11 protein-coding genes are annotated in these 16,221 nt (G+C 71.3%); 7 read left to right on the forward strand and 4 right to left on the reverse strand.

Annotation, left to right across the window (positions count from 1 at the left end; translation table 11 throughout):
* Positions 1 to 118 precede the first annotated feature (118 nt).
* From E2B92_RS20015 to E2B92_RS20035, 5 genes are all read left to right on the forward strand, one after another.
* The gene (locus E2B92_RS20015) at positions 119 to 2,152 is read left to right on the forward strand and encodes a thioredoxin domain-containing protein (RefSeq protein ID WP_126883503.1); all 2,034 of its coding nucleotides are present in this window, start codon (positions 119 to 121) and stop codon (positions 2,150 to 2,152) included.
* A gap of 259 nt (positions 2,153 to 2,411) precedes the next feature.
* Positions 2,412 to 3,668: a glycosyltransferase gene (locus tag E2B92_RS20020; protein ID WP_126883504.1), complete on the forward strand. Its 1,257-nt coding sequence runs from the start codon at positions 2,412 to 2,414 to the stop codon at positions 3,666 to 3,668.
* On the forward strand, positions 3,665 to 5,299 hold the full coding sequence (locus E2B92_RS20025; RefSeq protein ID WP_126883505.1) for an ArnT family glycosyltransferase: 1,635 nt from the start codon (positions 3,665 to 3,667) through the stop codon (positions 5,297 to 5,299). Before E2B92_RS20020 ends, E2B92_RS20025 begins: the two co-directional genes overlap by 4 nt.
* Positions 5,296 to 6,483, forward strand: a complete 1,188-nt coding sequence (locus E2B92_RS20030) for a glycosyltransferase (RefSeq protein WP_126883506.1) — start codon at positions 5,296 to 5,298, stop codon at positions 6,481 to 6,483. The genes E2B92_RS20025 and E2B92_RS20030 overlap by 4 nt, the downstream gene beginning before the upstream one ends.
* 50 nt (positions 6,484 to 6,533) lie before the next feature.
* On the forward strand, positions 6,534 to 8,936 hold the full coding sequence (locus E2B92_RS20035; RefSeq protein WP_126883519.1) for a galactose oxidase early set domain-containing protein: 2,403 nt from the start codon (positions 6,534 to 6,536) through the stop codon (positions 8,934 to 8,936).
* On the opposite strand, the gene E2B92_RS20040 is transcribed toward E2B92_RS20035, so the two are convergent.
* Positions 8,914 to 9,546 (reverse strand): TetR/AcrR family transcriptional regulator, encoded by a 633-nt coding sequence (locus E2B92_RS20040; RefSeq protein WP_126883507.1) that lies wholly within the window; start codon positions 9,544 to 9,546, stop codon positions 8,914 to 8,916. The two genes, E2B92_RS20035 and E2B92_RS20040, sit on opposite strands and share 23 nt — an antisense overlap.
* Positions 9,547 to 9,647: 101 nt before the next feature.
* Positions 9,648 to 10,325, reverse strand: coding sequence for a PAQR family membrane homeostasis protein TrhA (trhA, locus tag E2B92_RS20045; RefSeq protein ID WP_126883508.1), 678 nt, complete (start codon positions 10,323 to 10,325; stop codon positions 9,648 to 9,650).
* Between the two features lie 207 nt (positions 10,326 to 10,532).
* On the opposite strand from trhA, the gene E2B92_RS20050 reads away from it, so the two are divergent.
* Positions 10,533 to 12,356 carry a phosphoenolpyruvate carboxykinase (GTP) gene (locus tag E2B92_RS20050; protein ID WP_126883509.1) on the forward strand — a complete coding sequence of 608 codons (1,824 nt, stop codon included), beginning with the start codon at positions 10,533 to 10,535 and terminating at the stop codon, positions 12,354 to 12,356.
* Positions 12,357 to 12,603: 247 nt separating this feature from the next.
* Complete coding sequence (locus E2B92_RS20055) at positions 12,604 to 14,361, forward strand: Ig-like domain repeat protein (RefSeq protein WP_235023894.1); 1,758 nt, start codon at positions 12,604 to 12,606, stop codon at positions 14,359 to 14,361.
* Positions 14,362 to 14,420: 59 nt separating this feature from the next.
* Here the strand turns inward: E2B92_RS20055 and E2B92_RS20060 are convergent, their stop codons facing one another.
* Both E2B92_RS20060 and E2B92_RS20065 read right to left on the reverse strand, forming a co-directional pair.
* On the reverse strand, positions 14,421 to 14,825 hold the full coding sequence (locus E2B92_RS20060) for an SCO4983 family protein (protein ID WP_126883510.1): 405 nt from the start codon (positions 14,823 to 14,825) through the stop codon (positions 14,421 to 14,423).
* Between the two features lie 81 nt (positions 14,826 to 14,906).
* A complete protein-coding gene (locus tag E2B92_RS20065) occupies positions 14,907 to 16,118 on the reverse strand; it encodes a pyridoxal phosphate-dependent aminotransferase (protein ID WP_126883511.1) in 1,212 nt (403 codons plus the stop codon).
* Positions 16,119 to 16,221 lie beyond the last annotated feature (103 nt).

Here is a 16,221-nt window from a genome sequence, read left to right on the forward strand (position 1 = left end):
ATCACATCCGCGACCAGTGTCCGCCGAACGGCTGGTCGGCGCGAGGGGCTGTGGACAACCCGGGACACCCGCCGGACGCCCGAGGCGCGTGGTACGCACATCCGGCAGGATGGGTGGTATGGCGAACCGACTGGCCCATGAGACGTCCCCGTACCTCCTCCAGCACGCCGACAACCCGGTCGACTGGTGGCCCTGGTCGGACGAGGCGTTCGAGGAGGCCCGGCGCCGCGGCGTGCCCGTGCTGCTGAGCGTCGGCTACAGCTCCTGCCACTGGTGCCACGTCATGGCGCACGAGTCGTTCGAGGACGAGACGACCGCCGCGTACCTCAACGAGCACTTCGTGCCCGTCAAGGTCGACCGCGAGGAGCGGCCCGACGTCGACGCCGTCTACATGGAGGCCGTGCAGGCCGCCACCGGTCACGGCGGCTGGCCCATGACCGTCTTCCTGACGCCCGGCGCCGAGCCGTTCTACTTCGGCACGTACTTCCCGCCCGCGCCCCGCCACGGCATGCCGTCGTTCCACCAGGTCCTCCAGGGCGTCGCGGTCGCCTGGGCCGAGCGGCGCGAGGAGGTCGACGAGGTCGCCGGCAACATCGTGCGGGAGCTCGCGGGGCGCTCCCTGGTGCCCGGCGGCACGGGGGCGCCCGGGGAGCAGGAGCTCGCCCAGGCGCTGCTCGGGCTGACCCGCGACTACGACGACCGGCACGGCGGCTTCGGCGGGGCGCCGAAGTTCCCGCCGTCCATGGTGGTCGAGTTCCTGCTGCGCCACTACGCCCGCACCGGTGCCGAGGGCGCCCTCCAGATGGCCGCCGACACGTGCGAGGCGATGGCCAGGGGCGGCATCTACGACCAGCTCGGCGGCGGCTTCGCCCGCTACTCGGTGGACCGCGAGTGGGTCGTGCCGCACTTCGAGAAGATGCTGTACGACAACGCCTTGCTGTGCCGCGTGTACGCCCACCTGTGGCGGGTCACGGGCAGCGATCTGGCCCGCCGGGTGGCCCTGGAGACGGCCGACTTCATGGTGCGGGAACTGCGCACGGCCGAGGGCGGGTTCGCCTCGGCGCTCGACGCCGACTCCGACGACGGCTCCGGCAAGCACGTCGAGGGCGCGTTCTACGTGTGGACGCCCGGGCAACTGCGCGAGGTGCTCGGCGAGGAGGACGCCGTCTACGCCGCCCAGTACTTCGGTGTCACCGAGGAGGGCACCTTCGAGCACGGTTCCTCCGTGCTGCAACTCCCGCAGGGCGTGGGCGTGGTGGACGCCGAGCGCCTGGAGGGCATCCGGCGCCGGCTGCTCGCCGCCCGCGACGAGCGCCCCCGGCCGGGCCGGGACGACAAGATCGTCGCCGCCTGGAACGGGCTCGCGATCGCCGCGCTGGCCGAGACCGGCGCCTACTTCGACCGCCCCGACCTGGTCGAGCGGGCCACGGAGGCCGCCGACCTGCTGGTACGGCTCCACCTGGACTCCCGGGCGCGCCTCGCCCGCACCTCACGGGACGGCCGCGCGGGCGCCAACACCGGGGTGCTGGAGGACTACGCCGACGTCGCCGAGGGGTTCCTGGCGCTGGCCGCAGTGACCGGTGAAGGCGTGTGGCTGGAGTTCTCCGGCTTCCTCCTCGACATCGTGCTCGACCAGTTCACCGGCGAGGGGGGCTCGCTCTACGACACCGCGCACGACGCCGAACGGCTGATCCGCCGCCCCCAGGACCCCACCGACAACGCCGCCCCCTCCGGCTGGACCGCCGCCGCCGGGGCCCTGCTGTCGTACGCGGCCCACACCGGCTCCGAGGCCCACCGCACCGCCGCCGAGGCCGCCCTCGGCGTGGTGAAGGCCCTCGGTCCGCGTGCGCCCCGCTTCATCGGCTGGGGCCTGGCCGTCGCCGAGGCGCTGCTCGACGGGCCGCGCGAGGTCGCGGTCGTCGGCCACCCGGACGACGAGGCCGCCCGCGCCCTGCACCGCACGGCGCTGCTCAGCACGGCTCCCGGCGCGGTCGTGGCGTTCGGCGCGCCGGACGGTACGGGCGAGGAGTTTCCGCTGCTCAGGGACCGTCCGCTGGTCGGGGGCGTGCCCGCCGCGTACGTCTGCCGCCACTTCACCTGCGACGCCCCTACCACGGAACCGGACGATCTGGCGCGGAAATTGGCCAACTGACGCCGGTAACACAGTTTTTATCGGGACAGCTCCTGACTGTCACTGTCTGCCTCTATTCTCATCCGACATAAGGAGTGGAGACTCCGCGCACGTTCTGGGGAGGGCGTGTGCGGGTCATGACCGAGGGCGTCGACGGCCAGGGGGGTCCTGCCGCGATCCGCCTCTGACATGTCTCTTGGGGATCGACCTGCCGCGACGGCGCGCCATCGGTGTGCGCACCTGCATCCGTCGCGGCGTGGTCGGAGGGGGGAACCTTTCCGTGCTCGTTTCCGTGTCCGTTGCCGCCATTTCGCTGGCACTGTTCTGGATGGCCGCCTTCACCCTGTGGTGGCAGATGCATGCCTGGCGTACGCCGGAGACGCTCGCCGCCACCAGGTTCGCGAGCCCGGACGGGCAACAGGGGCTGTCGTTCTCGCTGCTGCTGCCCGCCCGCCATGAACAGCTCGTCCTGGAGCACACGATCGACCGGCTGCTGGAGTCCAGCCACCGGGACTTCGAGATCATCGTGATAGTCGGCCACGACGACCCGGAGACCACCGAGGTCGCCGAGCGTGCCGCCGCCCGCGACCCCGGCCGCGTCCGGGTCGTCGTCGACACCCATGAGTCCAAGAACAAGCCCAAGGCCCTCAACACCGCCCTGCCGTACTGCCGGGGCGACGTCGTGGGCGTCTTCGACGCCGAGGACCAGGTCCACCCCGAGCTGCTCGCCCACGTGGACCACGCCTTCACCGCCACCCGCGCCGATGTCGTGCAGGGCGGCGTCCAGTTGATCAACTTCCATTCGAGCTGGTACTCCCTGCGCAACTGCCTGGAGTACTTCTTCTGGTTCCGCTCCCGCCTCCACCTGCACGCCGCCAAGGGCTTCATCCCGCTCGGCGGCAACACCGTCTTCGTGCGCACCGACGTCCTGCGCGAGGCCGGCGGCTGGGACCAGAACTGCCTGGCCGAGGACTGCGACCTGGGCGTGCGGCTGTCCAGCGTCGGCAAGAAGGTCGTCGTCGCCTACGACGCCGACATGGTCACCCGCGAGGAGACCCCCGGCACGCTGATGAGCCTGCTCAAGCAGCGCACCCGCTGGAACCAGGGCTTCCTCCAGGTCTACCGCAAGAAGGACTGGAAGCAACTGCCCACCCTCGGGCAGCGGATGCTCGCCCGCTACACGCTGATGACCCCCTTCATGCAGGCGTTCACCGGCGTCATCATCCCGCTCAACGTGGCCGTCGCGCTCTTCCTGGACGTCCCCATCGGCATCGCCGTGATCACCTTCCTCCCGCTGCTGACGGCGATGGTGACGTTCGTCTTCGAGATCGTCGGACTGCACGACTTCGGCCGGCAGTACGGGCTGCGGGTGAGGCTGGCGCACTACCTGAAGCTGATCGTCGGCGGGCCCTTCTACCAGATGCTCCTCGCCGGAGCGGCCGTCCGCGCGGTCTGGCGCGAGCAGCGCGGGCGCAACGAGTGGGAGCTCACGAGCCACGTCGGCGCCCACCTCGTCCGCGAGGAGGCCACCCGATGACCGCCACCCTGCCCGCCGCCGCCCCCACGGCACCCGAGCCGGCCACCGCCCCGGCGCCGCACGACAAGAGACGGCTCGTCACCCGGCCCGTCATACGCTTCCGCAGCTCCCGCCCCGACCTGGTCGTGTGCGGGGCGCTGCTCGTCGCGATCCTGCTGGTCCAGGGCTGGAACATCCAGCAGTACCCCACCCTCAGCGACGACGAGGGCACCTACCTCGCCCAGGCGTGGGCCGTGCAGAACGGCCGGGGCCTGGCCCACTACACGTACTGGTACGACCACCCGCCGCTCGGCTGGATGCAGCTCGCCGCCCTCACCTGGATACCCTCGCTGATCGCGCCCGAGACGATGACGGTCGCCTCCATGCGCCTGGCGATGCTGCTGGTCAGCGCCGCCTCCGCGGTGATGCTGTACGTGCTCGCCCGCCGGCTGTGGCTGCCGCGCTGGGCCGCCGGTCTGGCCATGGCGCTGTTCGGGCTCTCCCCGCTGTCCGTCGTCCTCCAGCGGGAGATCTTCCTCGACAACCTGGCCGTGATGTGGATGCTCCTGGCGTTCTGCCTCGCCGCCTCGCCCAGCAGACACCTGTGGCACCACTTCGGCGCCGGCATCACCGCCGCCACCGCCGTCCTCACCAAGGAGACGATGCTCGTCGTCCTGCCGGCGCTGCTGGTGACCATGTGGCGCCACAGCCACCGCGACACCCGCAAGTTCGCCGTCACCGGCGCCATCACCGCCTGCGCCCTGATCGGCTTCTCCTACCCGCTGTTCGCGCTCCTCAAGGGCGAGCTGCTGCCCGGCGACGGGCACGTCTCCCTCTGGGACGGCATCACGTACCAGATGAGCCGCCCCGGCTCGGGCTTCATCCTCAGCGAGGGCACCGGTTCCAACGGCGTCCTGGACTCCTGGCTCTACTACGACCGGGTCCTGCCGGTCGGCGGCCTCACCGGCGCCGCCCTGCTCCTGCTCACCCTCAGATGGTCCGTCACCGCGCGGGCGCTGGCCGGCCCCGCGCTGGCCGTCGCCATCCTGGCGCTCGTCGCCATGCGCCCCTCCGGCTACCTGCCCGCCATGTACGTCATCCAGGCGCTGCCCTTCCTGGCCCTGGTCCTCGCGGGCGGCGCGGCGAGCGTCGCCCACGCCGTGCTGCGCCGGGGCCGCCGCACGCCCGCCCTGCTCCCGGTCCGCCGGGCGGCCGCCGTCCTCCTCGCGGCCACCGCCGCCCTCTACGTCCTCCCGCGCTGGTACGACGGCGACCGCACCGCCATGACCGCCGACGCCAACGCCCCCTACCGCGCCGCCGCCGACTGGCTCGCCCACGAGGTCCCCGACCCGGCCCACGCGCGCGTGCTGGTCGACGACGCCCTCTGGCTCGACCTCGTCCACGCCGGGTACCAGCCCGGCCTCGGCGCCATCTGGTTCTACAAGGCCGACCTCGACCCGGCGGTGACGAGGACGATCCCGCGCGGATGGCGGGACCTGGACTACGTCGTCGCCTCCCCGACCGTACGGCGCGACGCGCGTGACCTGCCCAACGTCAGGGCGGCGCTGGAGCACTCGACGCCCGTCGCCACCTTCGGCGAGGGCGAGGAACGGATCGAGATCCGGAAGATCACCGGAGCGGAGGCCTCTTGACCATCCAGCCCACCGGCGCCGAGCACGTCGCCCCCATCACCGGGGACGTACCCGAGCCGGGAGCCGTCACCGTCGTCATCCCCACCTTCAACGAGTCCGCGAACGTACGCGAGCTGCTGCGCCGTGTCGCCGCGTCCGTCCCGGACCGCCTGCCGTGCGAGGTCGTCTTCGTCGACGACTCCACCGACGACACCCCCGCCGTGATCGCCGACGCGGCACGGGACTGCGCCTTCCCCGTCTCCGTCATCCACCGCGACACCCCCGTCGGCGGCCTCGGCGGCGCCGTCGTCGAGGGCATCAGGGCCGCCACCGCCGACTGGGTCGTCGTCATGGACGCCGACCTCCAGCACCCGCCCGCCCTCGTGCCCGACCTCGTCGCCACCGGCGAGAAGGAGGACGCCGACCTCGTCGTCGCCAGCCGCTACCTGCCCGGCGGCAGCCGCGCCGGACTGGCGGGCGGCTACCGCGTCGCCGTCTCGCGCGGGGCGACCTGGCTCGCCAAGGGGCTCTTCCCGCGCGCCCTGTCCGGCATCAGCGACCCCATGAGCGGCTTCTTCGCCATCCGGCGTGCCGCGGTGACCGCGGACGCCCTCAAGCCGCTCGGGTACAAGATCCTGCTGGAGCTGGCCGTGCGGTGCCGGCCGGACCGGGTCGCCGAGGTGCCGTTCGTCTTCGAGGAGCGGTACGCCGGCGAGTCCAAGTCCACCGCCAGGGAGGGGATGCGCTTCCTGCGCCACCTGGTGGAGCTGCGCACCGCCTCCCCGCTCGCCCGCATGATCGCCTTCGGGCTCATCGGCCTCACCGGCTTCGTACCGAACCTCGCCGCCCTCTACGCCCTCACCCGCGCCGGAGTGCACTACCTGCCCGCCGAGATCCTGGCCAACCAGCTCGGCGTGGCCTGGAACTTCCTCCTCATCGAGGTGCTGCTGTTCCGCGACCGCCGCCACCACCGGCACTGGGCCGACCGCGCAGGACGCTTCGCGCTGCTCGCCAACGCCGACCTCGTCCTGCGCATACCGCTGATCGCCCTGTTCGTCGGGCAGTTCCACCTCGCGGTGCTGCCCGCCACCGCCCTCGCGCTGCTGACCACCTTCGTCCTGCGCTTCGCCGGGACCGAGGCGCTGGTCTACCTGCCGCGCCGGGGCCGTTCGGAAACGAGCCGCACGGGAAGGAACGACCGGTGAAACCGACCCCTCCACGACGGCGGAGAGTGGCGCTCCTCGCCATCGGCGCCATGACCTCCGGGCTGCTGATGGCGGCCCAGTCCCCGGCCGCCGCCGGGATCAACCTCATCAAGAACCCCGGTTTCGAGACCCCGGGCACCGACCACACCGGCATGCCGGAGTGCTGGTCCCGCTCCGGCTGGGGGGACAACGACTTCACCTTCACCACCACCACCGACGCCCGCTCCGGCAACGCCGCCATGAAGGTCGAGCTGACCCGCCGCACCGACGGCGACCGCAAGGCGCTCATCACCGAGTCGGACGCCTGCGCCCCGGCCGTCGCCGCGGACCGGCAGTACGACCTGTCCCTCTGGTACAAGTCGACGACCCCCGACACGGCGATCACGCTCTTCCGCCACGACACGGGCGCCGGCTGGCAGTACTGGACCGACCTGAAGACGCTCCCCCTCGCCGGGGAGTACACCCGCGCCGAGGTGCGCACGCCCGTCGTGCCGCCCGGCACCGACCGGATCGCCTGGGGCGTGTCGGTCTTCGGCACCGGCAGCGTCACCACCGACGACTACGTGATGGAGGAGGTCGCCCCGCCCCCGCCCGACCCGGTCTGCACCGGCACGGCCGAGGAGTGCGCCAAGGGCGCGTGGGAGGTCCTGCCCACCAGGAACCCGGTCCGCTCCATGCACTCCGTCGTCCTCCACAACGGAAAGGTCCTGCTGATCGCCGGCTCCGGCAACGACCCGGAGATGTTCAGGGCCGGCACCTTCACCTCCGCCGTGTACGACCCGGCGAACGGCTCCTTCAAGACGATCCCCACGCCCGTCGACATGTTCTGCGCCGGCCATGTCCAGCTCTCCGACGGCCGCGTGCTGGTGATGAGCGGCAACAAGGGCTATCCGTCCGCCGACGGGAAGATCGGCTACCAGGGGCTGAAGGACTCCTACATCTTCGACCCCGCCACCGAGTCGTACGTCCGGACCAACGACATGCACGACGGGCACTGGTACCCGTCGGCGACGATCCTCGGCAACGGCGACGTGATCTCCTTCGGCGGCCTGAAGCAGGACTCCACCGGCAATGTGACGGCGGAGAAGTTCTCGGCCGCGCGGAACACGTGGCTGCCCATCAACGAGGTCAAGCAGACCTGGTCGTACTGGGGCCTGTACCCGTCGATGATCCTCATGCAGGACGGGCGGCTGTTCTACTCCGGCAGCCACACCTTCGGCAACGGCACCCCCGGCACCGGCGCGTCCATCTACGACTACGACGCCAACACCATCACCGACGTACCGGGCCTGCGGAACAAGGACGAGCGCGACGAGTCCGCGAGCGTGCTGCTGCCCCCGGCGCAGGACCAGCGGGTGCTGACCCTCGGCGGCGGCAACAACGAGCGCAACCCCGCCGCCAACCGCCTCACCGACATCATCGACCTCAAGCAGCCCAACCCGCAGTACGTCGCCGGGCCGCCGATCCCGCACGGCCTGGTCGACCAGGGCCAGGGCAAGCGCCCGCAGACCGGAGACGAGGGCAAGATGTACGTCTCCGCGGTGCTGCTCCCCGACGGCAAGGTCCTGGAGACCGGCGGCGCCCTGCACGACCGCGCCGACCCGGTGTACGAGGCGTCGATCTTCGACCCGGCCACCGACACCTACCAGGCCGGCATGGCCGCCGACCCGGTGCCGCGCGGCTACCACTCGTCTGCGTTCCTGCTGCCCGACGGCCGGGTGATGGCCGTCGGCGACAACCCCGGCAACGGCTCGTACAACCACGACGTGTCGATCTACACACCGCCGTACCTGTTCAGGGGCCCCCGCCCCCGGATCACCTCCGTGATCGACGGCCGGTGGAACTACGGTGACACCCAGCGGATCACGGTGGACCGGCCGATCGCCAAGGCCGAGCTGATCCGCCCGGCCGCCGTCACCCACTCCTCCGACCCCAACCAGCGGTTCGTCGACCTGCCGTTGTCCGTCGTCGACGACCGGACGGTCGACCTGAACGTCACCGGCAACCCGAACCTCGCCCCGCCCGGCTGGTACATGCTCTTCGCGGTCGACGCCAACGGCATCCCGTCCGTCGCCCAGTGGGTGCACCTCGGCGGGCCGGCGGCGATGGCGGCGGAGGCGGAGCGCTCGGCGCACGTCCACGACTTCGCCGGCGACCTCGCCGCCACCCCCAAGAAGCCGCTGAAGAAGCGGGACTCCGCCCCGGTCAGCCCGCGCATCGCCGGCTGCGACCGGCACTACGGCTCGGCCGGGGTGTGCGTACCGACGGTGTTCCCGCGGTCGGTGAAGGCGACGACGAAGGCCCGCTGCGACTGGCTGGCCGTCCACGACTACGGCCGGCTGAAGGTCAACGGCAAGGACGACCCGCTGCGCCTGGACCCGGACCGGGACGGCGTGGCGTGCGGGAAGGGGGACACCTCGAGGGCCTGGCCTACAGGGCCGGTCCGCCCCTGAGCGTGTCCAGGGTGCGGTGCACGAGCGCGATCAGATCGTCCCGCTGGTCGCGCTCGGCCCAGTAGACGATCGCCTCGCGCAGCGCACCCATCACGGCGGCGGTGAAGACCCGCACCTCCAGGTCGTCCGCCGCCCGGCCGGTGCGGTCGGCCAGCGCACGCGACAGCGACTGGGAGGTCTCGGCCATCGTCTCGGTCATCCGGGCCCGGACGGCCGGGACCTCCACCATCAGCCGGGCCCGCTCACGGGTCTCCTCCGGCTCGTGCTCCAGGAACGCCGCCACGGCCCCGGTGATCACGATCCGGAGGGATTCCAGCGGGTCCTCCCCCGCGGGCCGCTCCCGCAGCGCCCGCTCCATGACCGCGTCGTACTCGTCGGTGAGGACGATGTCCTCCTTGGTGGGGAAGTACCGGAAGACGGTGCTCGGTGACACCTCGGCCGCCTCGGCGATCTGCTCCACGGTGGTGGCCTCGTACCCCTGTTCGGCGATCAGCCGGTAGGTGGCCCGGCGGATCGCGAGACGGGTCTTGAGCTTCTTGCGCTCGCGCAGTCCCATGGGCGCGCGGGCGGCGGCGAGCCGGTCGAGCGGGGCGAGGTATTCGGCGGCCATGTGGCTCATTGTCGGCCATCGGAGAAGGCCGCGGCGCCGGAGCGCCGCGGCCGTTTCCGCTGCGTGGAGGCCGTGTCCGCCGCCGGAGGCGGGGACGCGGGTCAGGCGTGCCGGTAGGCCACCAGCGAGATGCCGACGTAGTGGGCGACGAACGCCGCCAGCGTCAGGGAGTGGAAGACCTCGTGGAACCCGAACCACCGGGGCGACGGGTTCGGCCGCTTGATCCCGTAGACGACGCCGCCCAGGCTGTAGAGCACGCCGCCGACGATCACCAGGACCAGGACCGCGATGCCGCCGGCGCGCAGGAAGTCCGGCAGGAAGAAGACCGCAGCCCAGCCCATGGCGATGTAGCAGGGCGTGTACAGCCAGCGCGGCGCGCCGACCCAGAACACACGGAACGCGATCCCCGCCACCGCGGCCGCCCAGACCGCCCACAGAAGCACCCGCCCGGTGGAGTCGGGGAGCAGGAGCAGCGTCAGCGGGGTATAGGTGCCCGCGATGATGAGGAAGATATTGGCGTGGTCCAGGCGCCGCAGCACCGCGGTGGCGCGCGGGCCCCAGTCGCCCCGGTGGTAGAGGGCGCTCACGCCGAAGAGCAGGCAGGCGGTGACGGCGTAGACGCCGCAGGCGATCCTGGCGCGCGTCGAGTCGGCGAGCGCGGTGAGGACGATGCCGGCGACGAGGGCGGCGGGGAACATGCCCGCGTGCAGCCAGCCGCGCAGCCTCGGTTTCACCGGCGGAGGGTCTATCTCGGTCACGTCGGACCCGGCGGCAGTCATGCCGGGAATGCTACCGACGCATCCGTAGGTACCCAACGCGAGTGGCAATGCTCACGTGAGAGGCCCTCTGGACATATGCGCACAAGGCACGGATGATCAGATGAGTGCGGTCGGCACCGGATGAGCGCCAGAGGTCCATGCAACGAAGCATCCGGGTCGCAGCCCCCACGGGGCAGACAACCCAAAACCCCTCGACAAGGAGCAATCGTGGCGCGCGGTAATGCGGCTCCCACCACCGTCCCCACCCACCACCAGGAGCTGATCTCCTGGGTCGACGAGATCGCCAGCATCACGCAGCCGGACAACGTCGTCTGGTGTGACGGTTCCGAGGCCGAGTACGAGCGCCTGTGCGAGGAGCTCGTCGCGAAGGGCACGTTCCGCAAGCTCGACGCCATCAAGCGTCCGAACTCGTACTACGCCGCGTCCGACCCGACCGACGTGGCGCGCGTGGAGGACCGCACCTTCATCTGCTCCGAGAAGGAGGAGGACGCGGGCCCGACCAACCACTGGAAGGCCCCGGCGGAGATGAAGGAGATCTTCGCCGGCGAGAAGGGGATCTTCCGCGGCTCCATGAAGGGCCGCACGATGTACGTCGTGCCCTTCTGCATGGGCCCGCTCGGCTCGCCGCTCTCCGCCATCGGCGTCGAGATCACCGACTCCGCGTACGTCGCCGTCTCCATGCGCACCATGACCCGCATGGGCCAGGCCGTGCTCGACGAGCTGGGCGAGGACGGGTTCTTCGTCAAGGCCGTCCACACCCTCGGCGCCCCGCTGGAGGAGGGTCAGGAGGACGTGCCGTGGCCCTGCAACTCCACCAAGTACATCTCGCACTTCCCCGAGAGCCGTGAGATCTGGTCGTACGGCTCCGGCTACGGCGGCAACGCCCTCCTCGGCAAGAAGTGCTACGCCCTGCGCATCGCGTCCGTCATGGCGCGCGACGAGGGCTGGCTGGCCGAGCACATGCTGATCCTGAAGCTCACCCCGCCGCAGGGCGAGTCGAAGTACGTCGCCGCCGCCTTCCCCTCCGCCTGCGGGAAGACCAACCTCGCCATGCTGGAGCCCACGATCTCCGGCTGGACCGTCGAGACGATCGGCGACGACATCGCGTGGATGCGGTTCGGCGAGGACGGCCGGCTGTACGCGATCAACCCCGAGGCCGGCTTCTTCGGTGTCGCTCCCGGCACCGGCGAGCACACCAACGCCAACGCCATGAAGACCCTGTGGGGCAACGCCGTCTTCACCAACGTCGCGCTCACCGACGACAACGACGTGTGGTGGGAGGGCATGACCGAGGAGGCGCCGGGGCACCTCACGGACTGGAAGGGCAACGACTGGACGCCGGAGTCCCAGGCGCCCGCCGCCCACCCCAACGCCCGCTTCACCGTGCCCGCCTCGCAGTGCCCGATCATCGCGCCCGAGTGGGAGGACCCCAAGGGCGTGCCGATCTCCGCGATCCTCTTCGGCGGCCGCCGCGCCACCGCCGTCCCGCTGGTCACCGAGTCCTTCGACTGGCAGCACGGCGTCTTCCTGGGCGCCAACGTCGCCAGCGAGAAGACCGCCGCCGCCGAGGGCAAGGTCGGCGAACTGCGCCGCGACCCGTTCGCCATGCTGCCGTTCTGCGGCTACAACATGGGCGACTACATGGCGCACTGGATCAAGGTCGGCGCGAACGCGGACGCGTCGAAGCTGCCGAAGATCTACTACGTCAACTGGTTCCGCAAGAACGACGCCGGAAAGTTCGTCTGGCCCGGCTTCGGCGAGAACAGCCGCGTCCTGAAGTGGATCGTCGAGCGCCTCGACGGCAAGGCCGAGGGCGTCGAGACCCCGATCGGCATCCTGCCGACGCGCGAGGCCCTCGACACCGACGGGCTCGACCTGCCGGAGGAGGACCTCGACTTCCTGCTCAAGGTCGACACCGAGGTGTGGCGCGAGGAGGCCGCCCTGGTGCCCGAGCACCTCAACACCTTCGGCGCCCACACGCCCAAGGAGCTGTGGGACGAGTACCACGCCCTGGTGAAGCGCCTGGGCTGAGCGGCCCCGAGCCGCGCCCGCGCCCCTCAGACTCGTGGCGGGCTGCCCCGACAACCGCCCTGACCAGTGGGGTCACGACGGTCCGCCACGATCCCCTCGGCCCCCGGAGCCCCCTCAGGCTCCGGGGGCCGAACTTTCCCCACCGTCTTATTCGAATGCCTGTGCACCATGTGTGTACGGCAGTTACATTTCCCCCACGTGTCCCTCTCCTCACGGGGAGGGCCAATCACGCCTGTGGGGGGCCCAGTTGAGTACTTCCGTACGTTCCGCACGTTCCCGGCGACGCGTCGCGTCCACGCTCGTCGCGCTCTCTCTCACGCTCGGCACGACCGGCCTGGTCGCGGCCGCCGCACCCGCCGCGTACGCCGCCGAGGCGAGCGACGTCGTCGCCAAGCTGCCGATCTCCTCGTACTCCGCGCTGGCCGTCGACAGTGCCCGCGAGCGCGTCTACATCGCGGACAAGCGGTCCTTCTACTACAACGACAAGGGCAGCATCCTCGTCCACAACTTCCAGGGGCAGCGGGTCGCGACCCTGACCGGCACCGGCCCGGTCACCGGACTCGCGCTGAGCGCCGACGGCGCGACCCTGTACGCCGGTGAGCGGGACGCGATCACCGCCTACGACACCGGCACGCTCCAACTGACCGGGCGGACCCCGGCGTACAGCGACAACTGCGGGCGGGAACTCGCCTTCTCGGGCGGCAAGGAGTGGCACACCAGGGCGAACGCCCAGTACGACAGCGAGTGCGCGTACGCCGTTCACGCGCTCGACTACGTCAGCGGCGGCGTCCAGTCCGTCACCAACTGGAACGTCACCGGCCGGATGCTGCTGGAGTCGGGCCCGGGCGCCGCGAACCGGCTGTTCATGGGCCAGACGAAGAACGAGAAGGCCACCGACCCGGCCCTGACCTCCTTCGACACCAGCGGCGAGACCCCCGTGCGCGGCGACGCGCGCCGCTTCGCGGACGCCGAGGGCAAGGGCGGCCTGGACCTGAAGGACCTCGCGGTCAGCGCGGACGGCAAGCACCTCGCGGTGGCGGACGCCGCCCACGGCACCCGGCTGCTGAACTCCGGCGACCTGTCCGACGCCGCGACCCCGTACCAGCCGCTGCCCGCCGGGGCGGTCGCCTCCGCCGTCGCCTTCAGCGGCGACGGAAAGTACATCGCCCGCGGCGCCTCCGCCGGCGGCTCCACGCCCGACCTGCTGATCCAGCCCGCCGACCCGGCGAACGGCACCACCGCGCTGGAGTTCGCCTACGAGGGCGAGCTCGACGGCAACCGGATCGTCCCGCGCGGCATGGAGTGGTCCGCGGACGGCTCCCGGCTCTTCGCGCTCACCACCAACGCGGCCGGCAACGCCTACTGGCTGCACATCATCCAGCCGCCCGCCGCCCAGTACGACTCCCGCTTCACCGGCGGCCTGACCTCCACCCCGGCCCAGGCCGTGGTCGGCGAACCGGTCGGCATCCGGGGCCGCCTGGAGCTGGACGGCCCGGCGCCCGCCGAGCCGGTCCAGGTCACGGCCGTACGCACCGACGCGGACGGCACGCGCCGGATCGCCGCCGCCGAGGTGGCCGCGGACGGCACGTTCACCGTGCTGGACGTGCCCGCCCGGGTGGGGGAGTCGACGTACACGCTGTCCTTCCTCGGCGACCTCACCCACCGCCCGGCCGAGGACGTCAGCCTGACCGTGTCCGTGGCCAAGGCGCCCAGCGCGATCACGCTCACCGCGCCCGCCGAGGCGTCCAAGAGCACGGGCCTGGAGATCACCGGCAAGCTCACCGCCCAGGGCAGGCCGCTGCCGTCCGGCATCACGCTGGCCGTCCAGCGCGCCGACCGGCTCGGCACCGGCGCGCTCACCTCGGTGGCGGTCGCGGCCGACGGCACGTTCACCCTCAAGGACCTGCCGCGCGTGCGGGGTTCGGTGACGTACACCGTCAGCTACGCGGGCGACGACGTCCACGAGGCGTCCAGCGCCGAGGCGACGGTGTGGGTACGCCGCTGACACCGCGCCAATGAGTGGCAACCCGGTCCGCGTCCCTCCCCGGGCGCGGACCGGGGCCGTCAGTGGGCGCCGACGGGGCGGCGGTCGCCGCCGAGCCCGTTCAGCGCGGCGGTGTGCGCGTCCATGCGCTCGGCGGCGAGGATCGCGGCGGCCGTGTCGGCCCGGGAGGCGGCGACGACCAGGGCCCGGCCCGCCAGCGCGTGGGCCCGGCGGTGCAGGGATGCCGGATCGGCGCCGGTGAGCCCCGCGTGCCGCGCGGGCGGGGCGCCGCGCAGCCGGGCGACCTGCTGGGCGATGCGCTCCGCCGCCGTCTCGTCGCCGAGCTCGTCGGTCACGGCGAGCAGGGCGGACAGGTGCCCGGCGAGCTGGATGTCCAGCTCCTCCTCGCGGGAACGGTGCGGGATGCGGTCCTGGGCGTCGTCGGCCATCCGGTGGACCGACTTGGTGCGGATCGGTTCGTACATGGTGGACGGCCTCCTGCTCTCGACAGGAGACCATCCTACCTTGGATTCTGTCTAAAGTTGAGTCGACTCTATGTGTGGCGGTCAGTGCTGGCTGTAGCCGTCCAGGAAGTTCCCGATCCGCGTCACCGCGTCCGCCAGGTCCGTGGCGTTCGGCAGGGTGACGATCCGGAAATGGTCCGGCTCGTGCCAGTTGAAGCCCGTCCCGTGCACGACCATGATCTTCTCGGACCGGAGCAGGTCCAGGACCATCTGCCGGTCGTCCTTGATCTTGTAGACGTCCGGGTCGAGCCGGGGGAACAGGTACAGCGCGCCCTTCGGCTTCACACACGTCACGCCCGGGATCTGCACCAGCAGCTCGTACGCCACGTCCCGCTGCTCCAGCAGCCGCCCGCCCGGCTGCACCAGCGCCTCGATCGACTGCCGCCCCTGGAGCGCGGCGGCGATCGCGTGCTGGGCCGGCATGTTGGCGCACAGCCGCATGTTGGCCAGGATCGTCAGGCCCTCGATGTACGAGGAGGCGTGCGCCTTCGGCCCGCACACCGCCAGCCAGCCGCTGCGGTAACCGGCCACCCGGTAGTTCTTCGACATGCCGTTGAACGTCAGCACCAGCAGGTCGGGGGCGATCGCGGCGGTCGGCGTGTGCGTGGCGCCGTCGTAGAGGATCTTGTCGTAGATCTCGTCCGAGCAGACGACCAGGTTGTGGCGGCGGGCGATCTCCGTCAGCCCGCGCAGCATCTCGTCGTCGTACACCGCACCCGTCGGATTGTTCGGGTTGATGATGACGATCGCCTTGGTGCGGTCGGTGATCTTCCGCTCGATGTCGGCGAGGTCCGGCATCCAGTCGCTCTGCTCGTCACAGCGGTAGTGCACCGCCGTGCCGCCCGAGAGGGACACCGACGCCGTCCACAGCGGGTAGTCCGGGGCCGGTACGAGCACCTCGTCGCCGTCGTCCAGCAGCGCCTGCATCGCCATCTGGATCAGCTCGGAGACACCGTTGCCCAGGTAGATGTCCTCGACCGACAGCGGGATGCCCTTGGTCTCGTAATGACTCATCACCGCCCGCCGCGCGGACAGCAGCCCCTTCGCGTCCCCGTACCCGTGCGACTCGCCGAGGTTGCGGAGCATGTCCTCGAGGATCGCGGGCGGGCACTCGAAACCGAACGCGGCGGGGTTGCCGGTGTTGAGCTTCAGGATCCGGTGACCCGCGGCCTCGAGCCGCATCGCCTCCTCGAGCACCGGGCCCCGGATCTCGTAACAGACGTTGGCGAGCTTCGTGGACTGGATCACCTGCATGTCGCGAGCTTACGGCGGTGGCGGGTGGGACGCCTCGTGTTTTGTGCCACTTCGCCCCCGCGCGAGGCGCTCTTGATCACCCCGCGCCCGCGCGGGATCATCG

It is taken from the genome of Streptomyces sp. WAC05374, assembly GCF_004353505.1.
Classification (GTDB): domain Bacteria; phylum Actinomycetota; class Actinomycetes; order Streptomycetales; family Streptomycetaceae; genus Streptomyces.